The 24,423-nt window shown below is 60.8% G+C and carries 24 protein-coding genes; 22 read left to right on the top strand and 2 right to left on the bottom strand.

What is annotated here, in order from left to right; translation table 11 throughout:
• Nucleotides 1-2 precede the first annotated feature (2 nt).
• Both H522_RS0110275 and rsmI read left to right on the top strand, forming a co-directional pair.
• Nucleotides 3-305: an initiation-control protein YabA gene (locus H522_RS0110275; RefSeq protein WP_026962247.1), complete on the top strand. Its 303-nt coding sequence runs from the start codon at nucleotides 3-5 to the stop codon at nucleotides 303-305.
• A 90-nt stretch (nucleotides 306-395) separates the two neighbouring features.
• Nucleotides 396-1,373 carry a 16S rRNA (cytidine(1402)-2'-O)-methyltransferase gene (gene rsmI / locus H522_RS0110280; protein ID WP_026962248.1) on the top strand — a complete coding sequence of 326 codons (978 nt, stop codon included), beginning with the start codon at nucleotides 396-398 and terminating at the stop codon, nucleotides 1,371-1,373.
• A 71-nt stretch (nucleotides 1,374-1,444) separates the two neighbouring features.
• Here rsmI and H522_RS0110285 read toward each other — a convergent pair whose 3' ends face one another.
• Nucleotides 1,445-1,684, bottom strand: a complete 240-nt coding sequence (locus H522_RS0110285; protein WP_026962249.1) for an AbrB/MazE/SpoVT family DNA-binding domain-containing protein — start codon at nucleotides 1,682-1,684, stop codon at nucleotides 1,445-1,447.
• An 865-nt stretch (nucleotides 1,685-2,549) separates the two neighbouring features.
• On the opposite strand from H522_RS0110285, the gene metG reads away from it, so the two are divergent.
• From metG to H522_RS0110310, 5 genes are all read left to right on the top strand, one after another.
• Nucleotides 2,550-4,577 (top strand): methionine--tRNA ligase, encoded by a 2,028-nt coding sequence (metG, locus tag H522_RS0110290; RefSeq protein ID WP_026962250.1) that lies wholly within the window; start codon nucleotides 2,550-2,552, stop codon nucleotides 4,575-4,577.
• Entirely contained in the window at nucleotides 4,577-5,383 is an 807-nt protein-coding gene (locus H522_RS18815) for a TatD family hydrolase (RefSeq protein WP_051344156.1), read from the top strand. The genes metG and H522_RS18815 overlap by 1 nt, the downstream gene beginning before the upstream one ends.
• A complete protein-coding gene (locus tag H522_RS18820; protein WP_051344157.1) occupies nucleotides 5,376-6,191 on the top strand; it encodes a ribonuclease M5 in 816 nt (271 codons plus the stop codon). Before H522_RS18815 ends, H522_RS18820 begins: the two co-directional genes overlap by 8 nt.
• The gene (gene rsmA / locus H522_RS0110305; protein ID WP_051344158.1) at nucleotides 6,175-7,062 is read left to right on the top strand and encodes a 16S rRNA (adenine(1518)-N(6)/adenine(1519)-N(6))-dimethyltransferase RsmA; all 888 of its coding nucleotides are present in this window, start codon (nucleotides 6,175-6,177) and stop codon (nucleotides 7,060-7,062) included. The genes H522_RS18820 and rsmA overlap by 17 nt, the downstream gene beginning before the upstream one ends.
• A gap of 149 nt (nucleotides 7,063-7,211) precedes the next feature.
• On the top strand, nucleotides 7,212-7,694 hold the full coding sequence (locus H522_RS0110310) for a ribonuclease H-like YkuK family protein (protein WP_245578080.1): 483 nt from the start codon (nucleotides 7,212-7,214) through the stop codon (nucleotides 7,692-7,694).
• Between the two features lie 22 nt (nucleotides 7,695-7,716).
• On the opposite strand, the gene H522_RS18825 is transcribed toward H522_RS0110310, so the two are convergent.
• A complete protein-coding gene (locus H522_RS18825) occupies nucleotides 7,717-8,550 on the bottom strand; it encodes a hypothetical protein (protein ID WP_051344159.1) in 834 nt (277 codons plus the stop codon).
• 113 nt (nucleotides 8,551-8,663) lie between these two features.
• Between H522_RS18825 and yabG the strand changes: the two genes are divergently transcribed.
• The 15 genes from yabG (at nucleotide 8,664) to pth (ending at nucleotide 24,333) form a co-directional block, all read left to right on the top strand.
• Nucleotides 8,664-9,524 carry a sporulation peptidase YabG gene (gene yabG, locus H522_RS0110320; protein WP_026962253.1) on the top strand — a complete coding sequence of 287 codons (861 nt, stop codon included), beginning with the start codon at nucleotides 8,664-8,666 and terminating at the stop codon, nucleotides 9,522-9,524.
• A 100-nt stretch (nucleotides 9,525-9,624) separates the two neighbouring features.
• Nucleotides 9,625-9,903, top strand: coding sequence for a biofilm formation stimulator Veg (veg, locus tag H522_RS0110325; protein WP_026962254.1), 279 nt, complete (start codon nucleotides 9,625-9,627; stop codon nucleotides 9,901-9,903).
• A gap of 170 nt (nucleotides 9,904-10,073) precedes the next feature.
• On the top strand, nucleotides 10,074-10,253 hold the full coding sequence (locus H522_RS0110330) for a small, acid-soluble spore protein, alpha/beta type (RefSeq protein WP_026962255.1): 180 nt from the start codon (nucleotides 10,074-10,076) through the stop codon (nucleotides 10,251-10,253).
• Between the two features lie 130 nt (nucleotides 10,254-10,383).
• Nucleotides 10,384-11,217, top strand: a complete 834-nt coding sequence (locus H522_RS0110335) for a cyanophycinase (RefSeq protein WP_026962256.1) — start codon at nucleotides 10,384-10,386, stop codon at nucleotides 11,215-11,217.
• A gap of 4 nt (nucleotides 11,218-11,221) precedes the next feature.
• Nucleotides 11,222-13,873, top strand: coding sequence for a cyanophycin synthetase (gene cphA / locus H522_RS18830; protein WP_051344160.1), 2,652 nt, complete (start codon nucleotides 11,222-11,224; stop codon nucleotides 13,871-13,873).
• A gap of 77 nt (nucleotides 13,874-13,950) precedes the next feature.
• Entirely contained in the window at nucleotides 13,951-14,793 is an 843-nt protein-coding gene (ispE, locus tag H522_RS0110345) for a 4-(cytidine 5'-diphospho)-2-C-methyl-D-erythritol kinase (RefSeq protein WP_342664400.1), read from the top strand.
• Nucleotides 14,794-14,829: 36 nt separating this feature from the next.
• Nucleotides 14,830-15,642 (top strand): pur operon repressor, encoded by an 813-nt coding sequence (purR, locus tag H522_RS0110350; protein ID WP_026962258.1) that lies wholly within the window; start codon nucleotides 14,830-14,832, stop codon nucleotides 15,640-15,642.
• Between the two features lie 40 nt (nucleotides 15,643-15,682).
• A complete protein-coding gene (locus H522_RS0110355) occupies nucleotides 15,683-16,063 on the top strand; it encodes a RidA family protein (protein ID WP_026962259.1) in 381 nt (126 codons plus the stop codon).
• A 177-nt stretch (nucleotides 16,064-16,240) separates the two neighbouring features.
• On the top strand, nucleotides 16,241-19,255 hold the full coding sequence (gene fdhF / locus H522_RS18835; protein WP_051344167.1) for a formate dehydrogenase subunit alpha: 3,015 nt from the start codon (nucleotides 16,241-16,243) through the stop codon (nucleotides 19,253-19,255).
• A gap of 2 nt (nucleotides 19,256-19,257) precedes the next feature.
• On the top strand, nucleotides 19,258-19,779 hold the full coding sequence (locus tag H522_RS0110365) for a helical membrane plugin domain-containing protein (RefSeq protein ID WP_026962260.1): 522 nt from the start codon (nucleotides 19,258-19,260) through the stop codon (nucleotides 19,777-19,779).
• Between the two features lie 180 nt (nucleotides 19,780-19,959).
• A complete protein-coding gene (spoVG, locus tag H522_RS0110370) occupies nucleotides 19,960-20,235 on the top strand; it encodes a septation regulator SpoVG (RefSeq protein WP_026962261.1) in 276 nt (91 codons plus the stop codon).
• A gap of 256 nt (nucleotides 20,236-20,491) precedes the next feature.
• Nucleotides 20,492-21,892 (top strand): bifunctional UDP-N-acetylglucosamine diphosphorylase/glucosamine-1-phosphate N-acetyltransferase GlmU, encoded by a 1,401-nt coding sequence (gene glmU, locus H522_RS0110375; protein WP_026962262.1) that lies wholly within the window; start codon nucleotides 20,492-20,494, stop codon nucleotides 21,890-21,892.
• A 2-nt stretch (nucleotides 21,893-21,894) separates the two neighbouring features.
• Complete coding sequence (locus H522_RS0110380) at nucleotides 21,895-22,839, top strand: ribose-phosphate diphosphokinase (RefSeq protein ID WP_026962263.1); 945 nt, start codon at nucleotides 21,895-21,897, stop codon at nucleotides 22,837-22,839.
• Nucleotides 22,840-22,954: 115 nt separating this feature from the next.
• Nucleotides 22,955-23,560 (top strand): 50S ribosomal protein L25, encoded by a 606-nt coding sequence (locus H522_RS0110385; RefSeq protein ID WP_026962264.1) that lies wholly within the window; start codon nucleotides 22,955-22,957, stop codon nucleotides 23,558-23,560.
• A 203-nt stretch (nucleotides 23,561-23,763) separates the two neighbouring features.
• A complete protein-coding gene (pth, locus tag H522_RS0110390) occupies nucleotides 23,764-24,333 on the top strand; it encodes an aminoacyl-tRNA hydrolase (protein WP_051344161.1) in 570 nt (189 codons plus the stop codon).
• The last annotated feature ends 90 nt before the right edge of the window (nucleotides 24,334-24,423 follow it).

Below are 24,423 nucleotides of genomic sequence, written 5' to 3' on the forward strand. Positions count from 1 at the left end.
CCATGGACAAACAGTCGCTGTTTGTGCAGGTCGCAAACCTGGAGGAACGGATTGGCGAGTTGTACGTCGAACTGGGGTCGTTGAAACAGAAAATCCAGACCCTGATTGAGGAGAACCAGCACCTGGAGCAGGAGAAGGAACGCTGGAAGCGTTTAGCTACCGGCGAGACACAGGAGCCGGGTTCAGGTCTGGATAACCTGTACCGGATTTACCAAGAAGGGTTCCACATCTGCAACGTCAAATACGGGAGTTTGCGTACGGAAGGCGAATGCCTGTTCTGTATGGGTTTTTTGAAAAAGAGTTAGTGAACAGGGGGACGGCAGGCGGCCGTCCCCTTCGTTGTCAGCACAGCGCTCGCGCTGGGACAGCCGCATGGATGCCTTCAGGAGGGTAGCATGATATCGGTCCAGGACAGTTTTGTATCGGAGGCGCCTTGTCTCTGGGTGTGCAGTACCCCTATCGGCAATTTGCAGGACGTGACGTTTCGTCTGCTCGACGTGTTGCGGCAGGCGGATGTGATTTGCGCCGAAGACACACGTCAGACGCGCAAATTGCTCGCTCGCTACGAGATCCCGGGGAAGACGCTGGTCAGCTATCACCAACACAACCAGGCTTCGCGACGGGACGACCTGCGTGGGTGGTGGGCGGAAGGCAAACGGATTGCGTTGGTGTCGGACGCGGGCACCCCGCTCTTGTCCGATCCGGGCGAAGACGCGGTAGCGTTGGCTGTGGAGGAGAAGATTCCGGTCATTCCGGTGCCGGGGCCGAGCGCCCTCTTGGCTGCCCTGGTCGCAAGCGGCTGTTCGATGCTGCCGTTCACGTTCATCGGATTCCTGCCTAGGTCCAACCGTGAGCTGAATGCGGTGCTGGAGGATGTCGCCACGCTGCCGGGCAGCGTCGTCTGCTACGAAGCCCCGCATCGGCTGGAGGGGACGTTGCAGCGCTTGGCGGAGCGCTTTCCGGGACGGCGGGTGGTGCTTGGACGGGAGCTGACCAAGCGGCATGAGCAGTTTATCCGGGGACCGGTGGAGGACGTGCTGAAATTCGTGCAAACCGAAGGCACGCGCGGAGAGTACGTGATTGTACTTGACGCAATTCGGCGGCTCGGCGAACGGGCTGCCGGGGCGGCGGGTCACGGTAGAGAGGTGCCGGCCGCTAAGGACGACCATGCCAGTGCAGTCCGTGGTGAGGGTGTGTCGGCCGCATCGCAGTCTGAGTCGCCCGCATCGCGGTTCGAGTCTGCCATGGCGGAGGTTCAGGCGCGCATGGTAGCCGGAGAGACGCACACCCAGGCGGTGCGCGAAGCGGCGAGAGCGCATGGTGTGCCGAGGCGGCGGTTATATCAGGCCACGCTTCCGGAGACAAAGGCTTAAAAACATCAGACACAGCTCGCACGGCGCGATTGGCGGGCCGGGCGGCCCGCCAACGTAGGACACGTCAGATTTCAGGAGCTCATTTCCGCGATGCAGGATGGGCAGATGTTCTTACCTTTAAAGTGAATAATCTCGTCCGCTTGACCGCAGAAGATGCAAGCCGGCTCGTATTTCTTCAGGATGATGCGGTCTCCGTCCACGTAGATTTCCAGTGCATCCTTTTCGGCAATCCCGAGTGTCCGTCGCAATTCAATCGGAATCACAACGCGTCCAAGCTCGTCCACCTTGCGCACAATGCCGGTCGACTTCACTTTCATCACTCCTTAACATTGTTCCGAAAAGTCATTCAACCTCGGTGGGCCAGACTCCCAGGGTCAGATCCTTTTCGGGATGTCAGTGAATCGCTCACTGTTTTGCCAGTTGGGCGGGCATAAACGTGATATTGTTTATTCCCAGGCTGTCGGTTCAACCAATGCCTATCAGCCCAAATGACGCTTGGAATTACTGTAACTATACATGATAGCAAGATATTTGCATAGATCTTTTTGAAAAAGAACCTTGAAAAATTCCAGGTCTCCCGCTTTTCACTCCTTCTGGACGCTGAATTCGCATTCGAAACGGCAGGACTTCCAGCGAAAAAGCCGATCCTGGGCTGGATGCGTGGTGTTTATTCCTCATCCTTGTCGGACGAAATTGGATGGTACATACATAACTGTAATTGGAGAACCTCGATTCTTAAGATACGACCAGATAGGAGTACCAGTCAATACAAACCTTTACGTTCGCGCCTGTCATTTGACACCTTGTGGAGTTCCTGCTATATTTCAAGCATTCAATTGAACACGAACGTCTGTGAAGGAATGGAGCTTCGGGGTGTCCGCACGCCAGCGAGTCGGGAGGGTGTGAGCCGATGTGCGGTCCCGCAGTGGTATGGTTCCGGAGACTCGCGCGTTGAGCCGCGGCCCTAGGGTGGCGGGGTAGGCGCGCGCGGGGATTCCCGTTATCAAAAGGAAGGCGCGTGCGCGGTTTTGCCGCGTCCAGCGCAAAGTTGGGTGGTACCGCGGGTTTAGGCTCGCCCCAAGCAGGGGCGGGCCTTTTTGTAAGAGCCCGCCTTACACAGCGCTCCGCCTCTTCGCTACAAATCCACACAAAATTCCATACAAGGGAGGTTTGGACATGGGGAAGCCAACGTTCTACATTACGACCCCCATCTATTATCCGAACGACAAGCTGCACATCGGCCACGCGTACACCACCGTGGCGGCCGATGCGCTCGCCCGCTATAAGCGGCTGCGCGGCTTTGATGTCATGTACCTGACGGGGACGGATGAACACGGCCTAAAGATTCAGCAGCGAGCCGAAAAGGCCGGGCAGGAGCCGTTGGCCTACTTGGACAACATCATCGCCTGGATCCGCGACTTGTGGGATAGGCTCGACATCTCCTACGACGACTTCATCCGCACCACCGAGCCGCGCCATACCAAGGTAGTCGAGGAGATCTTCGAGCGCCTGATTGACCAAGGGGATATCTATCTCGGTCAGTACGAAGGCTGGTATTGTACCCCATGCGAATCGTTCTGGTCGGAGCGCGAGCTCGTGGGCGGCAAGTGCCCAGACTGCGGCCGGGAGGTCCAGTACGTCCAGGAAGAGAGCTATTTCTTCCGGATGAGCAAATACGTGGACAAACTTTTGGCTTACTATGACGCGCACCCCGAGTTCATCCAGCCCGAGTCGCGCAAGAACGAGATGATTAACAACTTCATCAAACCGGGTCTGCAGGACCTGTGCGTGTCGCGCACCTCATTCAATTGGGGGATTCACGTCCGCCGCAATCCAAAGCACGTGGTCTACGTGTGGCTGGACGCCCTGACCAACTACATCACCGCGCTCGGCTATCTGTCGGACGATCCGGACCAGCGCGCTCGTTTTGATCGCTACTGGCCGGCTGACGTGCATTTCGTCGGCAAGGACATCGTCCGTTTCCACGTCATCTATTGGCCGATTATCCTCATGGCGTTGGGATTGCCCTTACCCAAGCAGGTCTATGGTCACGGGTTCTTCATGATGAAGGACGGCAAGATGAGCAAGTCCAAGGGCAACGTGATCGATCCGAAGTTGCTCATTGACCGCTACGGCAGCGATGCCATCCGTTACTACCTGCTGCGCGAAATTCCGTTTGGCCAGGACGGGGTTTTCACACCGGAATCGCTTCTGCAGCGGCTAAACTTTGACCTGGCCAACGACTTTGGCAACCTGGTCCACCGCACGGCGGCGATGCTGCACCGGTTCCACCAAGGCGTCATTCCGCAGCCGGGATCGCGGCAACAACTGGAGGAAGACCTGGCGCGGCTGGCGGCTGACACCATCCCGGCGGTCGAGGACGCGATGGACCGGCTGCAGTTCTCGGTCGCCTTGGAGCACATCTGGCGCCTGGTGCGGGCGGCCAACAAGTACATCGACGAAAGCGCCCCGTGGGCATTGAACAAGGCGGGCGAAACGGAGCGTTTGGGGACCGTACTGTACACCATGTGTGAAGCCATCCGCATTGCGGCGATTCTGGTGCAGCCGTTCCTGCCGCAGGCGTCCGCCCGCATCTTTGCCCAATTCCACCTGAACGAGGCGGAAACCACCTGGGACAGCACGCGCGACTTTGGCCGCCTGACCGCCGGTAAGACGGTAGAAGCTGGGGAGCCGCTGTTCCCACGCCTCGACGTGGAGGCGGAGGTGGAGGCGCTGGCGAAAGCCACCCAAGGTGCACCGCAAGCTCAGGGAACAAAGGCAACAGAAAGGGCACAGGCGAATGCGGCCAAGGAGGCTGCACCGGATAACGCGATACAAGGAGGGTCTGCTGTGAGCGAGACGCAGGTGAAAGAAGGAAAACCGCAGATTGGCATTGACGTGTTTGACCAAGTGGAGCTGACCGTCGGTCAGATTCGGGTCGCGGAACGGATTGAGGGGGCCGACAAACTCCTGCGCCTGGAGATTGACCTGGGCAGCGAGGTGCGGCAAATCGTCTCAGGAATTGCCCAGTACTATCAGCCCGAGGAGCTGATTGGGCAGAAAACGGTCGTGGTGACCAACCTCAAACCGGTCAAGCTGCGCGGGGTGCAATCCAACGGCATGGTGCTGTGCGCCTCTGAGGGCAATCAACTGAAGCTGGTGTCCGTACCGGATTCAATCCCGAACGGCGCGGTGGTGAAGTGATGCTGTTTGACAGCCACTGCCACCTGTTTGACGAGCGGTTTCGCGACGACCTGCCGGCGGTCGTCGAACGGGCGCGTCAGGCTGGGGTAGAGGGGTTTGTGGTGCCGGCGGTGGACTTGGCCACCGCCGAGGAGGCCATCCGACTCACCCGTCAGTTCCCGGATGTGTATGCCGCAGTGGGGCTGCATCCAGAGTCGTTGAATACGCACACCGTGGCGGACATCCCCGCCGTACGCGCCTTGGCGGAAGACGCGAAGGTGGTGGCAATTGGCGAGATTGGCCTTGATTACTACTGGAACACCGCGCCGCCGGATGTCCAACAGGCGGTGCTGCGGGCACAGCTGTGCCTGGCTAAGGAACTCGGACTGCCGGTCATCATTCACAATCGGGACGCGACGGAGGACACCGTGCGGTTGTTGGAGGAGGAGGCGGGCCCGACGCTCTGCGGCGTGATGCACTGTTTCAGCGCCGACTGGGAGGCGGCCGCACGCTGCCTGGCCATCGGGTTTTACATCTCGTTTGGCGGGCCGGTGACGTTCAAGCGCAACGAGGAGCTGCGCCAGGTCGCCGCCCGCGTCCCGGCTGACAGGCTGTTGATTGAGACGGACAGCCCGTACCTCTCCCCGCACCCTCTGCGTGGCAAGCGCAACGAACCGGAGCGGGTCCGTCTCGTCGCCGAGACACTGGCCCAGGTCCGCGGAGAGACTGTGGCCCAGGTGGCTGCGCAGACGACCGCCAACGCGCGCCGGCTGTTTGCCCTGCCCGCAACTGGGACGGACGAGGAGGACACGAAATCCCGTGGCTGAGGTCGGACGTGATGAGGCGCTTTACTGTGCGGCGCGGCTTGATGAGGCAGAGCACAACACTACGCAGCGCAACAACGGGCGCCCTGGTGAATCGAGGCGCGGCCAGGCGGTGCGCGGCCGGCCAGCCCGCCAACGGCCGCGGTTTGCAGAGGTCATCGTGGTCGAAGGGATGCACGATAAGCAAAAGCTGGAGAGCGTCGTGGACGCGGATGTGTTCGTGGTCGGCGGTGACCGTGTCGGGCGCCGCGTACTGGACCAGCTGCGCCGAATTCGCGAGCGCCGGGGTCTCATCATTTTGACCGATCCGGACGGTCCTGGGGAGCGTATCCGCCGTCGCATTGACGCACACGTTCCAGGTTGCCGGCACGCCTTCATCCCGCGACGAGAGGCGACCGACGGCCGCCGCGTGGGCGTGGAGCTGGCCAGCCGAGACGCCATCGTACGGGCGCTGGAGGGAGCTCGGGCTACCCGTATAAACAGCGCAGGTGGAAGGGAAGCTGAACCTGCCGTCGGCGAGGCACCCGGGCTGAACCTCAGGAACCAGGCCGCGGCCGGCACGGAGTTGGAACCGCCCCGGTTTACCCTCGCCGAGTTGACCGCCTGTGGGCTGGCTGGCAGTCCCGGTGCGGCTGTCTATCGGCAGAGGGTCGGCGAGGTTTTGGGCATCGGGGCCGGCAACGCGAAGTCGTTCGTCAAAAAGCTGAACCTCTTTGGCGTCACGCTTGCGGAGTGGGATGCGGCGCTCGCCGCCGTGCAACTTCCCACTGCGAAACTCGCCGCCGAGAAAGGGGATGAGGCGGGTGTCTGAGACCCTGGAATTGGTCAAGGCGGCCGACCTCAAACGGTTCTTGGCTCGACACGGGTTTACGCTGAAAAAGGGCCTGGGGCAGAACTTTCTCATCGACGGACGGGTACTAAACGCGATTGTCGAGGCGGCGGACATCGCCGAGACAGACGGAGTGTTGGAGATTGGTCCGGGCGCCGGGGTGTTGACACAGCGCTTGGCGACGAGGGCTAAACGGGTGGCGGCGGTGGAAAAGGACCAGGCGCTAAGGCCATTGTTGGCCGAGTCGCTGGCTGAGTTTCCGCACGTCCGCGTGCTCTTTGCCGATGTCCTTGAGGTCGACTTGGCCGGGCTTTGGTCCGAATTTACCGACTGCGCGCGGGTGCACGTGGTGGCTAATCTGCCCTATTACGTGACTACACCGATTTTGTTCCACATCCTGGAGTCGGATGTGAATGTCTCCAACATCCTCGTCATGGTGCAGAAAGAGGTGGCCGACAGGCTCGCGGCGCCGCCAGGGGGCAAGGCTTACGGGGCGCTGTCGGTGATGGTTCAGTACCGGGCCGAGGTGGAGCGGGTGGTGACGGTGTCGCCCTCCAGTTTTTTGCCTCCCCCGGGCGTCGATTCGGTCGTCGTTCGTTTGACCTGCCGTCCACCCGTTTGTCCGGCCAAGCGCCTTGCCGACCTCCGAAGCGTGGTGCGGGCAGCCTTTGCCACCCGCCGTAAGACGCTGGCTAACGCCCTGTCCGGAGGGTTGGGTCTTAGCCGCGACGGCGCGCGGGAATTGTTGGAGACAGCCGGGATCCAACCGGATCGACGTGGGGAGACTTTGGGTTTGTGCGAATTTGTTCGACTTGCCAACGCCTATACGGATAACCTGGGCCAGAACCGTTGATTCTGGCCCAGCACGATTTCTGGCCCCAGTACCGTTTCGAGCGCCCGCTGCCTTTCAACCGGGGTGGTGTGCCTTTCTTCACTGCGGTTATTTGACATATACTGTTGACAAGGATAATTGCCCGACTGTTCATGCAGGAGGTGCGCGCGGTGTGGAGGTTCTTCAATCCGACGCACGGCACGATGGACATCCAGGAGGTTGTCGAGGAACTGATTCATGAGGCGAAGAGCCATCCGCACGACGCGTTCCGTGTGATTATCGGCACGGATTCGCAGCCTAAGCCCCAAGATCAGTCCGTCACCTTCGTGTCGGCGGTCATTTTTCATCGCATCGGCAAAGGCGCCCGCTATTTCGTTCATCGGGATCGCCAGCCTTTCATGCGTTCTCTGCGGCAGCGGATGTTCGCGGAGGCTGGGTATTCCCTGCAGCTGGGCGCGCAGTTGTCGGAGGCGCTCAAGGCGCAAGGCTGCGATTGGCAGATTGAGGTGCATCTGGACGTTGGCGAAAAAGGAGCGACCAAGCAGTTGATTCGCGAGATTGTGGCCTGGATTACCGCCAGTGGCTACGAGGCGCGCATCAAACCCGATTCCTACGGGGCCTCGAAGGTGGCAGATCGGTACACGAAGGTGTGAAAACCGGTCTGCCACTTTGCATCTAGCGGGTCATCCGGATTTCCGCTGTGGCCGCCAGCCGGGCTAGCACATCGAGCCGTCGCGTGCTTGCCAACCCAACGTGGCTGCGCCCGCGCCAGTGCCGGCCTGGCGGACGGGCGAGCAAGAATCGTGCCGCCTCGACGGCATCGCCCAGTAAGGTCTCACGCATGCGTGCCTGGTGGGCGGCCCCACGGGTTTTATCGCCACGGATGCGCACATTGAACACGAGCCTCGGCACGACCGCCATCGGGACGCCCTGACGCAGGCAGTGCGCGAAGAACAGCCCAGGCTGGTGCAGCCACCACGGCGATACGCGGGTGAACGCCTCGCGCCGGATAAAGAGGGGCAGTTCAGGCACTGCCGCGCCCTGCAGGTGGGGGGCGAAGCGGTGGGCCAAATCCCGATAGATGCGCGCGTCGGTCCGGAGCGGACGGTGCCGGCTGTCGGCGTAGGCCACCCAGGCGCCACTCTCCCGGGCGGCCTGTAAAAAGGCGGCCAGCTGAGGTCCGAAACCGCCGCCCCAGTCGCCGTCCACAAACACGTATGCGGCCGCCCGAGGGAAATCGCGCAGGCCCACGTAGGCGCCATACGCCCGTCCAACATCCGGCCCCAGTGGTTCCGCCACTTCGAGCACCCGCAGCGTTCTCCCAGTGGCTGCCCACATCAGGGCGGTCGCGCGGGCCAAGGCGGCGGTCTCGTCCTGGGACCCGTTGTTGATGACGATGCAGGCCCCGACGCCCGCGCGCATGAGCTGCCCCAGGACATGGCGAATTCGGCCCGCTTCGTTGCGCGCGGCGACCACGGCACAGACCGCGTGCTCCGACTCCCTTCCCACCGTATCACCTCTCTCCTTCCCGCGTGTATCCCGCCTGTGTCCCGCGTGTCACGGCACCGCCCGCGCGACATATCCTGAAATCAGTACGGCCCCGATACGGGAGGGGGATTCGCGTGGTACAGGCGGGAGATTACGTCGCACGCAAATCATATGGAAAAGACCTGTGTTTTGTCATCGTCGAAATCGACGAGGAAACCCAGACCGCCATTCTCAAAGGCATCGACGTACGACTGATGGCCGACGCCCCACTGGATGACCTGGAGGTCGTCAGTGAAGAGGAATTACGTCAATACGAGGCCTATCGGCACCACCTCGAAGACCAGTGTGTACGGCTGATTCGATCTCGGCGGGAAAAAGAATCGGAGAAGCTGTCCCTACGCAAGGAGGCGCGGTTTGAATCCAATCCTGATTTTTTTGAGCGGCCCGGACGGGTTCTCCACCTCGATGGCGACGGGACGTATTTGCAGAAGTGTTTAGCGATGTACCAAGAACTCGGTATCCGGGCCTTTGGCGAACACATGTCCGAGTCGCGCATGCCCGAAGCCGTCCGGTCCCTGTTAGAGAAATATGAACCGGATATCCTCATCATCACTGGCCACGACGGTGTCATTCGGAAGGGCAAAGACCTGTCGGATATCCGCAACTACCGCAATTCGCTCCATTTCGTGCACACCGTACAAAACGCCCGCAGGCACTCGCGGAGCATGGATGATTTGGTCATCATCGCGGGGGCGTGCCAGTCCCACTTCGAGTCCCTGCTGGACGCGGGGGCGAACTTTGCCAGTTCGCCGCAGCGCATCATGATTCACGCGCTCGATCCGGTCTTTATTGCGGAGAAGGTGGCCTACACGCCGATTAACCAGACGGTGAATGTGTACGATGTCGTGCAGTCGACGTACACAGGTACCGATGGCATCGGCGGTCTTGAGTCGCGTGGAAAATATCGATTGGGACTGCCGAAATCGCTGTATTGACCCATTGACAACGAAAATCGAGCCCTGATATAATGTTTAACCTGGTTGACTTATATCCTCCTTCCATGGTATAATCGCCCGTGGAAAGAGGTGGTGTGTGTTGGCCAGAAATGCGCTCCACGACATCAAGAGTAGTCTCGATGAACTCATCGGGGAGAAGGTTTTGCTGCGGGCGAACGGCGGTCGCCGGAAAACCATTGAACGCAGCGGGGTTCTGGAAGAAACATACCCGTCCGTGTTCGTGGTTCGCCTAGATCCATCCGACGGTTCATTCGAACGGGTCTCGTACAGTTACGCGGACTTGTTGACAGAAACGGTCGAGTTGATGGTCTGTAAAAACGGGGATAACGTCAAGGTTACGTATACACAGTCGCAATAAATCATCCTGGGCGCCTGTAAGCGTCCGGGTATGCGAAGACGGCCAAGGGCCGTCTTTTTTTTGTCAAGATTTGCGAGTTTGGAATCGGTTGGGGCTACGGAGACTACGACTGGCCGTCAATCACGCCGCGCTTCGCAGTCGCGAAGCGTAAGTGAGAAGGGGGCAAAACGATGGGTCGACGCAGAGGTACCATGTCGGATGAGCTGAAGCTGGAACTGGCGAAGGAACTCGGTTTCTACGACACGGTTCAGCGTGATGGCTGGGGGGCTATTACCACCCGCGACGCCGGCAATATGGTCAAGCGCGCCATCGAGATTGCGGAGGAGTCTCTGGCCGAGCAGAAACGCTAGCCACAGACAGACGAAACCTTCATCTGCGATATGACGGCCGCCGGGGGCAGACGCCCCCGGTTTTCTGCATACTGGATTTTTTGCGCGGACAGACTAGCACATGTGTTGTTTTCAGCTAAGGAGGGACCGAATGTCGGATATGCCTGGCCCATTGGTCATCATCGGCGGCGCCGAGGATAAGCAGGGGGAATGCCGCATTTTACGCGAGTTTATGCGGCTTGGTGGGGATAGGCACGCACACGTGCTCGTCATGACGGTGGCCACCGAGCTGCCGGTTGAGGTGGGGATGGAGTACGTGGACGTGTTTCGCCGCTTGGGGGCGGCGGACGTCCGGACATTTGACGTGTCTCATCGCAACGCCGCGAATACAGACAGCGCGGTGCAGTTTATCGAAGACGCCACCTGCATCTTTTTCACCGGCGGCGACCAGATGCGCATCACCAAGCTGCTCGGTGGGACCCGCGTAGACGCGGCTTTGCACAACGCGCTCGCTCGTGGCGTTCCACTTGGCGGAACCAGCGCCGGCGCGTCGATGATGTCAAGTACGATGATTGTTGATGGGGAAGGGGAGACCAACCCGCGCATTGCCGTCGTCGATATGGCGCCGGGAATGGAATTCCTCGATGGGGTTGTCATCGATCAGCACTTTGCCCAGCGCGGGCGGTTGGGGCGATTGGTTTCGGCGGTCGCACAGTACCCTCACCACCTGGGTCTTGGCATCGACGAGGACACGGCAATCGTTGTGGAAAACGGCGTCTTTCGCGTGATAGGCCGGGGTGCGGTCAGTGTGGTCGACGCCGGCGGTGTCACGTATTCCAACCTGGAGGCGGTGGAATCCGACGAGGCGTTGTGTCTGTGCGGCATTCAGCTGCACATTCTGCCGCAGGGATACGGGTTTCATCTGCGCGACAGGAGACCGATAACCGACTGGAAAGCGTACCAGTCTGGGGCTGCAAGGAGCTGAATCCATGAGGATTTGTTCGGTGCGCCATATCGACGGGCCCAACTTGTATATCTATCGGCCGATTCTCATTGCCGATGTCGATCTCGAAGATTTAACCGAGCGGGAGAGCCGCGAATTTCCGGGCTTCAACGAGCGGCTCCTGGCCGAGTTCCCTGGGCTTTGCGAGCATCACTGCGCGAAGGGGGAGCCGGGCGGATTTGTCGAACGCCTGCACGGAGGGACGTATTTCGGACATATCGTCGAACACCTGGCGATTGAGTTGGCCTGCTGCGTGGGCATTGACGTTCATTACGGCAAGACCCTGTACGCCGGCGGCCCTGGCCAGTACGAAATTGTCATGGAGTGTAAGGCCTACCGCTGTCAACGCTATCTGCTCGAGGCGGCGATGTGGATTGTCGAGTCCATCCTGGCCGGGAAGTCGTATTCCCTCGACGACATCATGGCCCGAGCGGAAGAGATCCTGCGCGAGACGGCGCTGGGCCCTAGTACCCAGGCGATTGTCGATGCCGCCACGCAGCGCGGCATCCCGGTGCGGCGCTTGAACGAAGGGAGCCTCGTCCAGTTGGGGCACGGGAAAAAACGAAAGCTGGTCCAGGCCACGCTCACCGATAACACCTCGGCCGTGGCGGTGGACATCGCCTCCGACAAATCGCTGACCAAAGAGATCCTGGGGAGCGCCGGCATTCCAGTCCCGCATGGGGGATGGGCGGACGATGAGGAGGAAGCTGTCGCCCAGTTCCGCCGCCTGCGCTCTCCGGTGGTCATCAAGCCTTATAACGGGAATCAGGGCCGCGGCGTCAGCCTGAACCTGGTCAGCGAAGAGGAGGTCCGCCTCGCCTATCGCTTTGCCAGCCGCTATAACCGGCGCGTGATTGTCGAGCGATACGTAGAGGGGAAAAACATCCGCCTCCTGGTGGTGGCCGGGAAGCTGGCAGCAGCCAGCGAACGCATCCCCCCGACCGTACGCGGGGACGGGTATCAGAGCGTCCGGCAGCTGGTCGCCGAGGTCAACGCGCACCCAAACCGGGGAGCGGATCATGAAAAACCGCTGACCCGCATCCCAATGGATGAGGTGGCGGAGCAAGTCTTGGCCCGGCAGGGATTGTCGCCAGACGATGTACCCGCGTCCGGCCGCGTCGTCCTCCTGCGCGACAGCGCCAACCTGTCCACCGGGGGCGAGGCGGTCGATGTCACCGGGCAGCTGGACGAGACGTATCGACTCATCGCCGAGCGGGCCGCGCGTTTGGTGGGCCTAGACGTATGCGGCATCGACATGATTGTGCCCGCGATTCACCGACCGCCGCAGGAGGACGAAGAATGCGCCGTCGTCGAGGTCAACGCCGCCCCCGGCATCCGTATGCACCAGCATCCCTCCTATGGGGTCACCCGCGACGTGGCCCAGGCAATTGTCAACTCGCTGTTTCCCGGCCGGGACAACGGCCGCATCCCGTTAGTTTCCGTGACTGGCACCAACGGCAAGACGACCATCACTCGCCTCATCGGCCACGGGCTCGCGGCCACCGGGCGCACGGTGGGCATGACCACAACCGGCGGGGTGTTTATCGGCGGCAAACAGGTGCTCTCCGGAGATACCACCGGTCCTGCCAGCGCCCGCCTTGTCTTGTCCGATCCGTCCGTGGAAGCGGCGGTTTTGGAGACGGCGCGGGGCGGCATCGTCCGCGGGGGGCTGGCGTACGACCGGGCGAATGTGGCGGTATTGACCAATATCACCCTGGACCATATCGGGCAGGACCACGTGGAGACGATTGAAGACTTGGTGCACATCAAGTCGTTGGTGGCTGAGTGTGTGTCTGAGGATGGTACGGTGGTTCTCAACGCGGAGGACAAAAACCTGGTCGAGCTGGCGCCGCGGCTGTCATCAAAAATCGTCTTCTTCGCGACCAGCCCGGATAACCCGGTGTTGCGGCGGCACCTCGCGGGCGGCGGTGTCGGGTTCTTTCTCCAGCGCGGCTGGCTGACGGAAGGCCGCGGGAACCTGAACTGGGAGATTGCGTTTGCGCGGGACATCCCGGTAACCATGGACGGGAAGGCGCGGTTCCAGATTGAAAACTGTCTGGCGGCGGCGGCCGCCCTGCGTTCTCTCGGCTTAACACGGCGGCAGGTGGCGGACGCGCTGCTCTCGTTCCGACCTGAGCAGGACAACCCGGGACGCCTGATGACCTATCGAATGCAGGGCGGTTGTTTCGTGGTGCTTGACTATGGGCATAACCCGGACGGGTTTCGCCGCGTCGGCGAGTGGTTGAAGCGGATTGGAACGAAACGGATTATTGGCGTCGTCGGTGTTCCGGGGGACCGGGCCGATGAGGTCATCCGCCAGGCCGCGGCGGAGCTGTCGCAGTGGTTTGACGCCTTCATCGTCAAGGAAGACGCGGACAAGCGGGGGCGCCGGGAAGGGGAGGTTGCGCACATGGTGGCGGGGGAAATCCGCCGCCTTCACCCGGAAAAGCCGTGCGCGGTGGTACTCTCGGAGCCCGATGCATTGCGGCAGGCCATCGCCGCGGCAAAGCCGGGCGAGGTGGTGGTCGCGTTTTACGAGAAACTGGACCCATTGCAGCAGGTCATCGAGAGCTTGGGCGGGATGACGGTATCCGCCATTTCCGCGCACGCCCCAGACCGCGCCGTGGCCACGGTGTGACAGGAATGTGACGGGTACAACTTGACGCAGCGCCCATTCTCGACCATGCTAAAAGGGTCGAGGTGGGGTAGTTGCTGGTGGAACGGGCGTACGCCAAGATCAACCTGACGCTGGACGTGCTAGGCAAGCGCGCGGACGGGTATCATGAGGTCGACATGGTTATGCAGACCATCGACTTGTCCGATTCGGTGTTTCTCGAGCGGACGGACGGCGCAGGGATTGAACTGGATTGTAATGTCAGTCAGGTGCCGCTGGATGAGCGCAACCTCGCCCATGCGGCGGCCCGCGCGTTTTTTCGTCGTACAGGCCATGAGGCCGGGCTGCGCATCAAGATCGACAAACAGATTCCGATTGCGGCCGGGCTCGCGGGCGGATCGGCCGATGCGGCAGCCGTCCTGCGGGGGATGAATCGGCTGTTTGGTACGGGGCTCACGCTGGCTGAGTTGGCGGAGATTGGTGCTGAGGTGGGCTCGGATGTACCGTTTTGCGTGCACGGAGGCTGTGCGGTAGCAACCGGGCGGGGCGAGCGGCTGCGCCCCGTGGAGCACAGCCTGCGTGCATTTGTCGTACTCGTGCACCCGTTGATGCACGTCTCGACCGCCGCCGTCTATCAGGCGATAGAGACTTACGTAGAACGGGCTGAGCCGAGCAGTCGGGCCATGATGGAAGCGCTGGCGAAGGCCGATGTCGATGCGGTGCGTGAGCGTGTGACAAACGACCTAGAGCCGGTGACGATGCGCCTTTACCCCGACTTGCAGGAATTGCGGCGACGGGTGGAGGCAGTCGCCCGGATGCGGGTACATATGTCGGGCAGCGGCCCGACCCTGTATTGCCTGGTTGGGACGCAGACGGCCGCGCAGCGACTGTACAATGCTTTGCGCGGGTTTGTCCGCGAGGTGTATCTCAGCCGCATGGTGTAATTACCCAGTGAGGTTCGGGAGGAGGGGTTCCGGTCGATGCGGCGGTCGGAACGGTTGATTCGGGTAACCCAGGCCTTGATGGAGCACCCCAGCCAGGTGTGTTCGCTCTCCGAGTGGGCGGCCCGCTGGGAGGCTGCCAAGTCTTCCCTCAGCGAGGATGTGACGCTTATCCGCCAGGTGGTCGAGGAGGACGGCAGCGGTCAGGTTGAGACGTTTCCCGGGGCGGCCGGCGGCATCGTGTTTCGCGCCCAGGTGCCCCTGGCTCAGCAGCAAGCGTTTGTCGCCGCCATGGCCGAACGCCTATCCGATGCGTCGCGGATTCTGGCTGGGGGATTCCTCTACATGTCGGACGTGTTGGGGGAATCCGACGTGCTGGACTTGGTGGGCCGTTGGTTTGCCTCGGTGTACGCGAATAGCCGGGTCAACGTGGTGGTTACGGTGGAAACCAAAGGCATCCCGCTGGCGGTGGCGACCGCCCGATATTTGCACGTGCCAGTGGTCATTGCCCGCCGCGAACACCGTTTGACCGACGGACCCGCCGTGAGCCTGCACTATGTGTCCGGATCGGAACGGAGGATACAGACCATGTCCATCTCCCGGCGCGCGATGCCGGAACAGGCGCGGGCGTTGATTGTTGACGACTTTATGCGCGCCGGGGCAACGGTCAAGGCAGTCTCGACGCTCTTGAACGAATTCCGCGCGCAGGTGGTCGGCACGGCGGTGTTCATGACGACTCGCGAGCCGGCAAAAAAGCTGATTGACGAGTATTTCTCGCTCTTCACGCTGGAAGATTTGCAGGAAGGCGAGTGGGTGAAGGTGCGGCCTTCCCGAGAGGTGCAGATTGGGTAGTTGACACACATCCACAAGCAAACAAAGGGGGACACATCGGATGCGTACCATTTCAACGGAGAAAGCGCCAGCGGCGATTGGGCCGTACGCGCAGGCGGTGGAAGTCGGTGGCTTCGTTTACACCTCCGGGCAAATCCCGCTGCGGCCAGACGGGACGCTGGTCGAAGGCGGTGCAGAGGAGCAGGTGAAGCAGGTGCTGGCCAACCTGGACGCGGTCCTGACCGCGGCTGGGGTACGCCGTACCGATGTGGCCAAAGCCACCATCTTTCTCACCGATTTGGCCGACTTTGACACGGTGAACGCGGCCTACGGCGCCTTTTTCGGTGACCACCGCCCGGCCCGGTCCTGCATTCAGGTGGCTGCGCTGCCGAAGGGGGCCAAGGTGGAAATCGAGCTCGTTGCGGTGAGGGCAGGCTCGTAAACGGGCCAAAGCGATACGTGAGTGCGCATGAGGTGCACGGCGTATGCATGACGCAAAAACGGCGCCTTTTCATTCCGTCCGCTGCTCGGGCGGGCGGGACAAGGCTTCATGTAAGCGCATCCGTGCGCGTTAGGATGGCATGCTAGCCCTGGCGAGGAGGGAGAGATTGCTATGGAGATGGAAGTTCGTTCGACGGCAGCGACACCGGACCGGGAGGCGGACACGGTGACCGTGTACATCGACGGGGAGGCGGTGACCGCGCCCGCAGGCAGCCGCCTGCTGGACCTCATTTTGCAGGTGCAGAAGGACTTCCCGCACATCTGTTATCATCCGGCGCTGGGTCCGATTGAGACGTGCGACACCTGTCTGGTGCAGGTAGACGGGGAACTGGTACGGGCGTGTGCCACGGAAGCGACGGCGGGGATGATGGTGCGGACCAAGTCGCCGGCCGCGCGCTTTGGTCGCAAGCAGGCGATGGACCGCATTTTGGTCAATCACGAGTTGTACTGTACGGTCTGCGACAATAACAACGGCAACTGCGTCGTCCATAACACGGCCATGGCGATGGGCATCAACGAGCAGGCGGAGCCGTTTTCGCCGAAGCCGTACGCCGTCGACGACAGCCACCCATTTTATCGGTACGATCCGAACCAGTGCATTCTCTGCGGCCGCTGCGTGGAGGCATGCCAAAACCTGCAGGTCAGCGAGGTGCTCTCCATCGACTGGGCCCGCGAGCGCCCGCGCGTCATCTGGGACGACGATGTGCCCATCAACGAGTCCTCCTGCGTCTCCTGCGGCCATTGTGTCACGGTGTGCCCCTGCAACGCCCTGCAGGAAAAGTCCATGCTGGGAGAGGCCGGGTACCTGACTGGCATCTCGAAGCCCACCCTGCGTGGCATGATTGACCTGACGAAACAGGTGGAGCCCGGTTATCAGCCGATTTTTGCGGTGTCGGAAGTGGAAGCCAAACTGCGTGAGGCGCGCATCCAGCGGACCAAGACGGTTTGCACCTACTGCGGCGTGGGCTGCAGCTTTGACGTCTGGACCAAAGGCCGCAAAATCCTCAAAGTGGAACCGCAGATGGAGGCGCCCGCCAACCAAATCTCCACCTGCGTCAAAGGCAAGTTTGGCTGGGACTTCGTGAACAGTCCGGATCGCCTGACGCGACCGCTCGTACGCCGTGGCGACGCATTCTATGAAACCTCTTGGGAGGACGCGTTGGACTATATTGCGGAGCGCCTCACCGACATCCGCCGCAAGCACGGCGACGACAGCATTGCCCTCATTTCCTCTTCCAAGTGCACCAACGAAGAAAACTACTTGATGCAAAAGCTGGCCCGGGCGGTCCTGCACACCAACAACATCGACAACTGCTCGCGCTATTGCCAAGCGCCGGCGACCGAGGCCCTGCGGAGGACGATGGGGCTTGGCGGAGACACCGGATCGATCTCGGATTTATTGTTGGCGGACTTGGTTATCGTCATCGGCGCCAACCCGGCCGAATCGCACCCGGTGCTGTCGACGCGCATCCGGCGGGCCAAAAAGAAATACGGGCAGAAGCTGATTGTTGCCGACTTGCGGAAAAACGACTTGGCGGAGCGAGCGGATTTGCACCTGCACCCGCGGCCGGGTACCGACCTGGTATGGTTGAACGCGGTGACCAAGCTGCTGATTGACTCCGGCCGCTATGACCGGGAGTTTGTCCGCCAGCGGGTGGACGGGTTTGACGAATTTGTCAAGTCGCTGGCTCCCTATACGCTGGAGTATGCCGCGCGTGTGACGGGGCTTCGCATCGAACAACTGAAGGAGACGGCCGACCGGATTGCCTCGGCAGAACGGTTGGCCATCTGCTGGGCGATGGGAGTCACTCAGCACCGGGGCGGCACGGATACCAGCACGGCGATTTGCAACCTGCTCTTGGTGACGGGGCAGGTCGGCCGTCCCGGCACAGGCGCCTACCCCCTGCGCGGTCATAACAACGTTCAGGGCGCGGGGGATTTTGGCTGCGCGCCGAGTTTCCTGCCCGGTTACGAGCGGGTGGATGATGAACGGGTGCGTGCGAAGTGGGAGGCGGCTTGGGGTGTAAAACTGCCGACGGAAAAGGGGCTGGACAACCACGAGATGGTGGACGCCATCCACCAAGGGCGCGTAAAGGCAATGTATCTGGTAGGCGAGGAGATGGCGGTGGTCGACTCCAATGCCAACTACGTCCAGGCGGCGTTCGAAAAGCTGGAGTTCTTTGTGGTCCAGGACGTGTTTTTCAGCAAGACGGCGGAGTTTGCGGACGTCATTCTGCCTGCCTGTCCAAGTCTCGAAAAGGAAGGGACCTTCACCAACACGGAGCGGCGCATCCAGCGGCTCTACCAGGCCTTGTCGCCGGTTGGCGACGCCAAGCCGGACTGGGAGATTATCCAACTTGTCGCCAATCGTCTCGGCGCCAATTGGAATTACTCGTCTCCGCGCGAGGTGTTCGAGGAGGCGTGCGGCATCACCGAGTTGATGAAAGGCGCCACGTACGAACGGCTGGAAGGGTACAAGAGTTTGCAGTGGCCGGTGAACGAAGACGGGCAGGACACGCCGCTGTTGTACACGGACCGCTTTGCTCTGCCCGGCGGGCGCGCCTTCCTCTATCCGGTGGATTGGCAAGAGCCGCTCGAATTCGAGGAGACCTATGACCTGCACTTAAACAACGGCCGGATGCTCGAGCACTTCCATGAGGGCAACCTGACCTATCGCGTGGAGGGACTACGGCAAAAGGTGCCCGGCACGTTTGTCGAGGTCTCGCCGGAGCTGGCGGCGGAACGAGGGATTGCGGACGGCGCCTGGGTACGGCTGACCTCGCCGTATGGCAGCGTCAAGGTGCAGGCCGTGATCACCGACAGGGTGCAAGGCCATGAGTTGTATATGCCGATGAACTCAGCCCGGGATGAGGAAACGGTGAATCGGTTGACCAGCAGTGAAGCGGATGTCGCCACGCACACCCCGGCCTACAAGGAGGTACGGGTGCGTATGCAGGTGCTCGGCGACAAGAGCACTTCGCCCATTGGCAAGAACAACCCGCGCCGGCACCGTTCCCGTCCGCGTCCTGGCGTGGAAGTGGAGAAAAAGTGGACGCGTCCCGACTACCGGCCCTTGGTCGGCAAGCTGGCGGGCGCGACGGACGATGCAAATTCGGTCGACAAGGAGGCGTAAGGATGGCCAAACCCCTGACCCATGTCATTCCCATCGTGGCGGATGAGACCGCTGACACAGGGAAGTTCGAACGGCCGCAGCTGACGGCGGAAGACAGGGAGGCGCTCGGTGAGCTGTTACGGCTCGTGCGCGCCCTGCACGCGCGAGGGGTGCTCAGCCTGGCCAGCGCCCTGCTGGAAAAGGGAGACGAGGTGCTGGACATCCTCGTGCACCTGGCTAATCAGCCTCGAGCCGTCCGTGGGTTGAAAAACCTGATGGTAGCCGCAGAGACGCTGAGCGCAGTCGATTTGAGCCGGCTCAGCCAGGTCGTCGAGGGCGCCGCGGTCGGCCTCCAGTGCGCCGAGACGCAGAGAGAAACCCTGGCCGAACCCGTGGGCCTGTTTGGTCTGCTCTCCACCCTGGCCGATCCGGACGTCAGCGCGGGCATTCGTCTGCTGATATCCGCCCTGCAGGGAGTAGGGCGGGCCGTGCGCGGTGAGGCGGGCGGCGACGCCTTTGGCGAGTGCAGGCCAAGCGGCGAATGAATGAGACGCAGGTAGGCTGATGGGTGGACCGGGTCCAATGAGGGCGCACTCATCCACCTGCCGCGTTTGCCTGCGATTCGTGGATTCGTGAAAATTCCCAAACACCTAGCAGGATTTTACCCGAACATGTGGAATTAGCATGTAAGTTCTCCACGGGTCGACAAGAGGATGGTGAGAAGGATGCAGATTACCGATGTCCGACTGCGCAAGGTCAGTACGGAAGGCCGCATGAAGGCAATAGCGTCCATCACGATTGACAGCGAGTTCGTAGTCCACGATATCCGCGTCATCGACGGAAACAATGGGATGTTTGTGGCAATGCCGAGCAAGAAGACCCCCGATGGAGAATTCCGTGATATCGCACACCCAATTTCCTCGGTGACTCGGCAAAAGATTCAAGAAGCGGTACTGCGTGAGTACTACCGCAGTGATGCGCTGCAGGAACCTACGGCCTAAGATTTCGTGAGCCGATAGAGGACAAAGAGGGTTCTTGCTCTTTGCAGCCGCTCGGGTTCCTCGTGTCGTTCGTCGGGGAGGATGACGCGCTTTTTCACCTCCCCGCAAGCGCTTTCCTGCGGCCGAGCGCACTTTCCTCGACCACGGCTTCCCTCCTTCAGAATTCCAGATTCCGACGCAGATGGCGAAGAAAATCGGATTGAACCCCTGCATTCCTTTGGTTACACTGGGATTGCACGAATATGGAGGCGATGTTGTGGGTCGAACCGCCATTGTCTTGGCTGCGGGTCTAGGCACCCGGATGAAGTCAAAGAAACATAAGGTATTGCACGAGGTATGCGGGAAACCGATGATCCTGCACATTCTCGATGAGCTCAAGCAGCTTGATTTGGACCAAATCCTTGTAGTGGTCGGACAAGCGCGCGAGTCGGTGATGCAGGTTGTAGGCGGTCGGGCGGAATTCGCGGTGCAGGAGGAACAAAAGGGGACCGGGCATGCGGTTCTGTCTGCTTGGCCGCAGTTGCGCCCGGACGCCGACACGGTGCTCGTCCTGTACGGGGACGGGCCTTTGATTCGTGCGGAAACCTTGCGGCGTATGTGCGATGAGCGGGAGCGCCGGGGGGCGGCCGCAGTCCTCTTGACGGCAGAGGTCAATCAACCGAAGGGACTGGGTCGGGTCATTCTGGCCGAGGACGGCACGGTGGAACGGATTGTCGAAGAAAAAGATGCCACGCCAGCGGAGCGGCAGATCCGACGGATTAACACAGGTTTGTATGCGTTCGCCGCGTCGGATCTTGGCGAAGTCTTGGGGAAATTGTCGCCGAACAACCAGCAAGGCGAATATTACCTAACCGATGCAGCCGCACTTCTGCGCCAACAGGGCAAGCGGGTCTATCCGTTGCAGGTCGCAGACGTCGAGGAGATTGCCAGCGTCAATGACCGGGCCCAGCTTGCCACCGTGGAGCAGATTATGCGCCGGCGGATCTGTCAGCACTGGATGCTGGAAGGGGTCACCCTGATTGATCCCGAGCGGACTTATATTGGCGCCGATGTGGTGATTGGGCGCGACACGGTCGTCTATCCGGGGACCGTCCTGGAAGGGCGCACCGTGATTGGCGAAGAGTGCGTGATTGGTCCGAATACCCGTTTGGTCGACGCGGTCGTGGAGCGCGGCGCCCGGGTGGAGTCCTCCGTGGTGCTGGAGAGCCAGGTGGGAAGGGAGACCAATGTCGGCCCCTTCGCTTATATCCGGCCTGGAAGCATCATCGGTTCGCGCGTGAAAATCGGGGACTTTGTCGAAATCAAAAAATCTATTGTGGGTGACGATACAAAGGTCAGCCACCTCACCTACATCGGCGACGCCGAGATTGGTCGTCGGGTCAACGTCGGCTGTGGTGCCGTGACGGTGAACTACGACGGGGAGAAGAAGCATCTCACCCGTATCGGAGATGACAGCTTTATCGGCTGCAACGTCAATCTTGTCGCCCCCGTAAGCGTGGGTGAGGGCGCCTATGTCGCGGCCGGATCGACCATTACCGATGCGGTCCCGGATGATGGGTTTGCGATTGCGCGTGTTCGTCAGGTGACGAAGCCGGAGTATGTACGGGCATGGAAACAGCGGCATGCCGGAAAATCGCGGCGGGAGGATACGAAGTAGAGATGGCACGTGACGGAGATCTAAAACTGTTTACAGGCAACGCCAATCCGGCATTGGCGCAGGAGATTGCAGACCACATCGGTGTGGCCTTGGGAGATTGTTACGTAGGCCGGTTTAAGGATGGAGAGGTGCACATCAAGCTCGGCGAGAGCGTGCGCGACTCCAACGTGTTTGTCGTGCAGCCGACCTCCGCGCCGGTGAATGAACACCTGATGGAACTGCTCATCATGGTCGATGCGTTAAAACGTGCGTCGGCGCGCAGCATCAACGTAGTCATTCCCTATTACGGCTACGCCCGCCAAGACCGTAAAGCCCGCGCCCGCGATCCCATTACGGCCAAATTGGTGGCCAACTTGCTCGAGAAGGCGGGCGCCACACGCATCATTTGTATGGATCTGCACGCCGGTCAGATTCAGGGCTTTTTCGACATCCCGCTCGATCACCTGATTGGTATGCCCATATTGGCCAACTACTTCTTGAAGAAGCACCTTGACAACGCGGTCGTGGTGTCGCCCGATATGGGTGGGGTGACCCGGGCTCGCCAGCTAGCGGAGCGCTTGGGGGCGCCGCTGGCCATCATTGATAAACGGCGTCCGGATGTGAACGTAGCCGAGGTGATGAATATTATCGGCGACATCGAAGGCAAGACGGCCATTCTCATCGACGATATGATTGATACCGCTGGCACCATCACCGCCGGCGCGCGGGCGTTATTGGAGCGTGGCGTGAAAAAGGTCTACGCCTGCTGCATTCACCCGGTGCTCTCCGGCAACGGCGTGGAGCGGCTGCGGGATTCGGAGATTGAGGAGGTCGTCGTCACCAACACGATTGCTTTGCCGCCTGAGAAACGAATTGATAAAATAAAGGTATTGTCGGTTGCAGAATTGATTGCCGAGGCCATTTTGCGCGTTCATACGCGCCGTTCCATCAGCGAACTGTTCAACTGACTTCCGAGTTTGACGCTTGTCCGGGCGCGAGGAGGTTTACTTTTGTCCGCGGATGGCCAAGCGGTGAAAGAGGCGATTTTCTCGCTTCGGATGCAGTGGAAAGGGGATGCTTGATTTGGAACAGATTGTGCTGGAAGCCACCGCGCGGGATACTTCCCATCACAGTACGGTGAGCCGTCTGCGCCAGGCCGGCCAGGTTCCGGGCGTGGTCTATGGGCGGAACAAGGATCCCATGGCGGTTTCCGTTTCGGAGAAGATGTTTCGGCAACGGGGGGCGCTGGCCAAATCGTTGGTTGAGCTCCGCCTGGACGGGGAGACGGTGCACGCCATTGTTCAGCAGATCCAGCGTGATCCGGTCTCGCGCCGGATTCTCCATGTGGACTTTTACCGGGTCGAATTGGACAAGCCGGTGACCGTGAGCGTGCCGCTGCACGTAACCGGCGTCGAGGAAGTTGAAAAACGCGGCGGTGTCGTACAGATTCAGACACGCGAGATTGAGATTGAAGCCAGGCCGGTGGATCTGCCTGAGACGCTGGCGGTCGACATCAGCAGCCTAGAGCCGGGTGAGCATCTGGAGGTGGGGAATATCAACCTGCCGACCGGTGTCACGTTGCGGTCCGAACCGACCGAGGTCGTGGTTACGGTCCTCGCCGGGAAACAATCGGGCGAGGCGGATGCCGACACGGATGTCAGCGACGGCGCTGAACAGACGACCGAATAACGCCGACCCAAAATTCGGAGGGCGGGCCGCGCTTTCCGGCCGTTTCGGAGGGCGCGGCTTTTTCGCGCGGTTTTCGTACGGTTCACCCTGCAGCGTACGGGCTCAGTTCATCAACTTAGGCGGACGAGTGGCTCTGCGAGCAGTCAGAGAAGTGGTTGTCCGGAAAGTGGCACATCCATCAAGCGGCTGGGGGCTTTTTACGGATGAAGCTGATTGTCGGTTTAGGGAATCCTGGGGAACTGTATGCCGAGACACGTCACAACGTCGGTTTTTGGGCGATTGATAAGCTGGCCCAAGCGGTCGGCACCAGCTGCCGCCGCCAGAAATGGCGAGCCTGCATCGCCGAGTGCCGGATTGGCGATGAAAAGGTCATCCTCTGCAAACCACAGACGTACATGAACGCCAGCGGGGAATCGGTGCGGGAAATCCTCGACTTCTATCCCGAGTTGGACCCAGAGAGCGACTTGATTCTGATTTATGACGATCTCGACTTTGCTCCTGGGCAAATCAAGCTGCGTCAGAAAGGCAGCGCCGGCGGGCACAACGGGGTGAAGTCCATCATTCAACACGTGGGTGGAGAGGTGTTTCCGCGCATTCGTGTCGGCATCGGTCGGCCTGAGCACAGGGATCTCATCTCATACGTCTTGGGGAGGTTTTCTCCTGAGGACAGGGCAAAGGTGGACCTGGCCGTGGGGGCGGCGGTCGAAGCCGTGCAGTACGCGCTCGAAACCTCGTTTGAGCAAGCGATGAATCGGTATAATGCCGTCCATTGAATATGCCGCCTGTGGCCCGCATTCGGCTGTGGGTCTGCGTATGAGAAATTGAAATCTCCCCCATACTGGATAGAAGGGCTGAAAACAGCT

Source organism: Alicyclobacillus herbarius DSM 13609, assembly GCF_000430585.1.
Classification (GTDB): Bacteria; Bacillota; Bacilli; order Alicyclobacillales; family Alicyclobacillaceae; genus Alicyclobacillus_G; species Alicyclobacillus_G herbarius.

What these genes read in the sequence shown, in the direction of transcription:
- rsmI (WP_026962248.1), top strand. Translation starts at nt 396, where the DNA reads ATGATATCGGTCCAGGACAGTTTTGTATCGGAGGCGCCTTGTCTCTGG.
- rsmA (WP_051344158.1), top strand. Translation starts at nt 6,175, where the DNA reads ATGAGGCGGGTGTCTGAGACCCTGGAATTGGTCAAGGCGGCCGACCTC.
- metG (WP_026962250.1), top strand. Translation starts at nt 2,550, where the DNA reads ATGGGGAAGCCAACGTTCTACATTACGACCCCCATCTATTATCCGAAC.
- H522_RS0110380 (WP_026962263.1), top strand. Translation starts at nt 21,895, where the DNA reads ATGGCACGTGACGGAGATCTAAAACTGTTTACAGGCAACGCCAATCCG.
- H522_RS0110330 (WP_026962255.1), top strand. Translation starts at nt 10,074, where the DNA reads ATGGGTCGACGCAGAGGTACCATGTCGGATGAGCTGAAGCTGGAACTG.
- cphA (WP_051344160.1), top strand. Translation starts at nt 11,222, where the DNA reads ATGAGGATTTGTTCGGTGCGCCATATCGACGGGCCCAACTTGTATATC.
- pth (WP_051344161.1), top strand. Translation starts at nt 23,764, where the DNA reads ATGAAGCTGATTGTCGGTTTAGGGAATCCTGGGGAACTGTATGCCGAG.
- H522_RS0110275 (WP_026962247.1), top strand. Translation starts at nt 3, where the DNA reads ATGGACAAACAGTCGCTGTTTGTGCAGGTCGCAAACCTGGAGGAACGG.
- H522_RS18815 (WP_051344156.1), top strand. Translation starts at nt 4,577, where the DNA reads ATGCTGTTTGACAGCCACTGCCACCTGTTTGACGAGCGGTTTCGCGAC.
- purR (WP_026962258.1), top strand. Translation starts at nt 14,830, where the DNA reads ATGCGGCGGTCGGAACGGTTGATTCGGGTAACCCAGGCCTTGATGGAG.
- H522_RS0110365 (WP_026962260.1), top strand. Translation starts at nt 19,258, where the DNA reads ATGGCCAAACCCCTGACCCATGTCATTCCCATCGTGGCGGATGAGACC.
- H522_RS0110335 (WP_026962256.1), top strand. Translation starts at nt 10,384, where the DNA reads ATGTCGGATATGCCTGGCCCATTGGTCATCATCGGCGGCGCCGAGGAT.
- H522_RS0110355 (WP_026962259.1), top strand. Translation starts at nt 15,683, where the DNA reads ATGCGTACCATTTCAACGGAGAAAGCGCCAGCGGCGATTGGGCCGTAC.
- spoVG (WP_026962261.1), top strand. Translation starts at nt 19,960, where the DNA reads ATGCAGATTACCGATGTCCGACTGCGCAAGGTCAGTACGGAAGGCCGC.
- fdhF (WP_051344167.1), top strand. Translation starts at nt 16,241, where the DNA reads ATGGAAGTTCGTTCGACGGCAGCGACACCGGACCGGGAGGCGGACACG.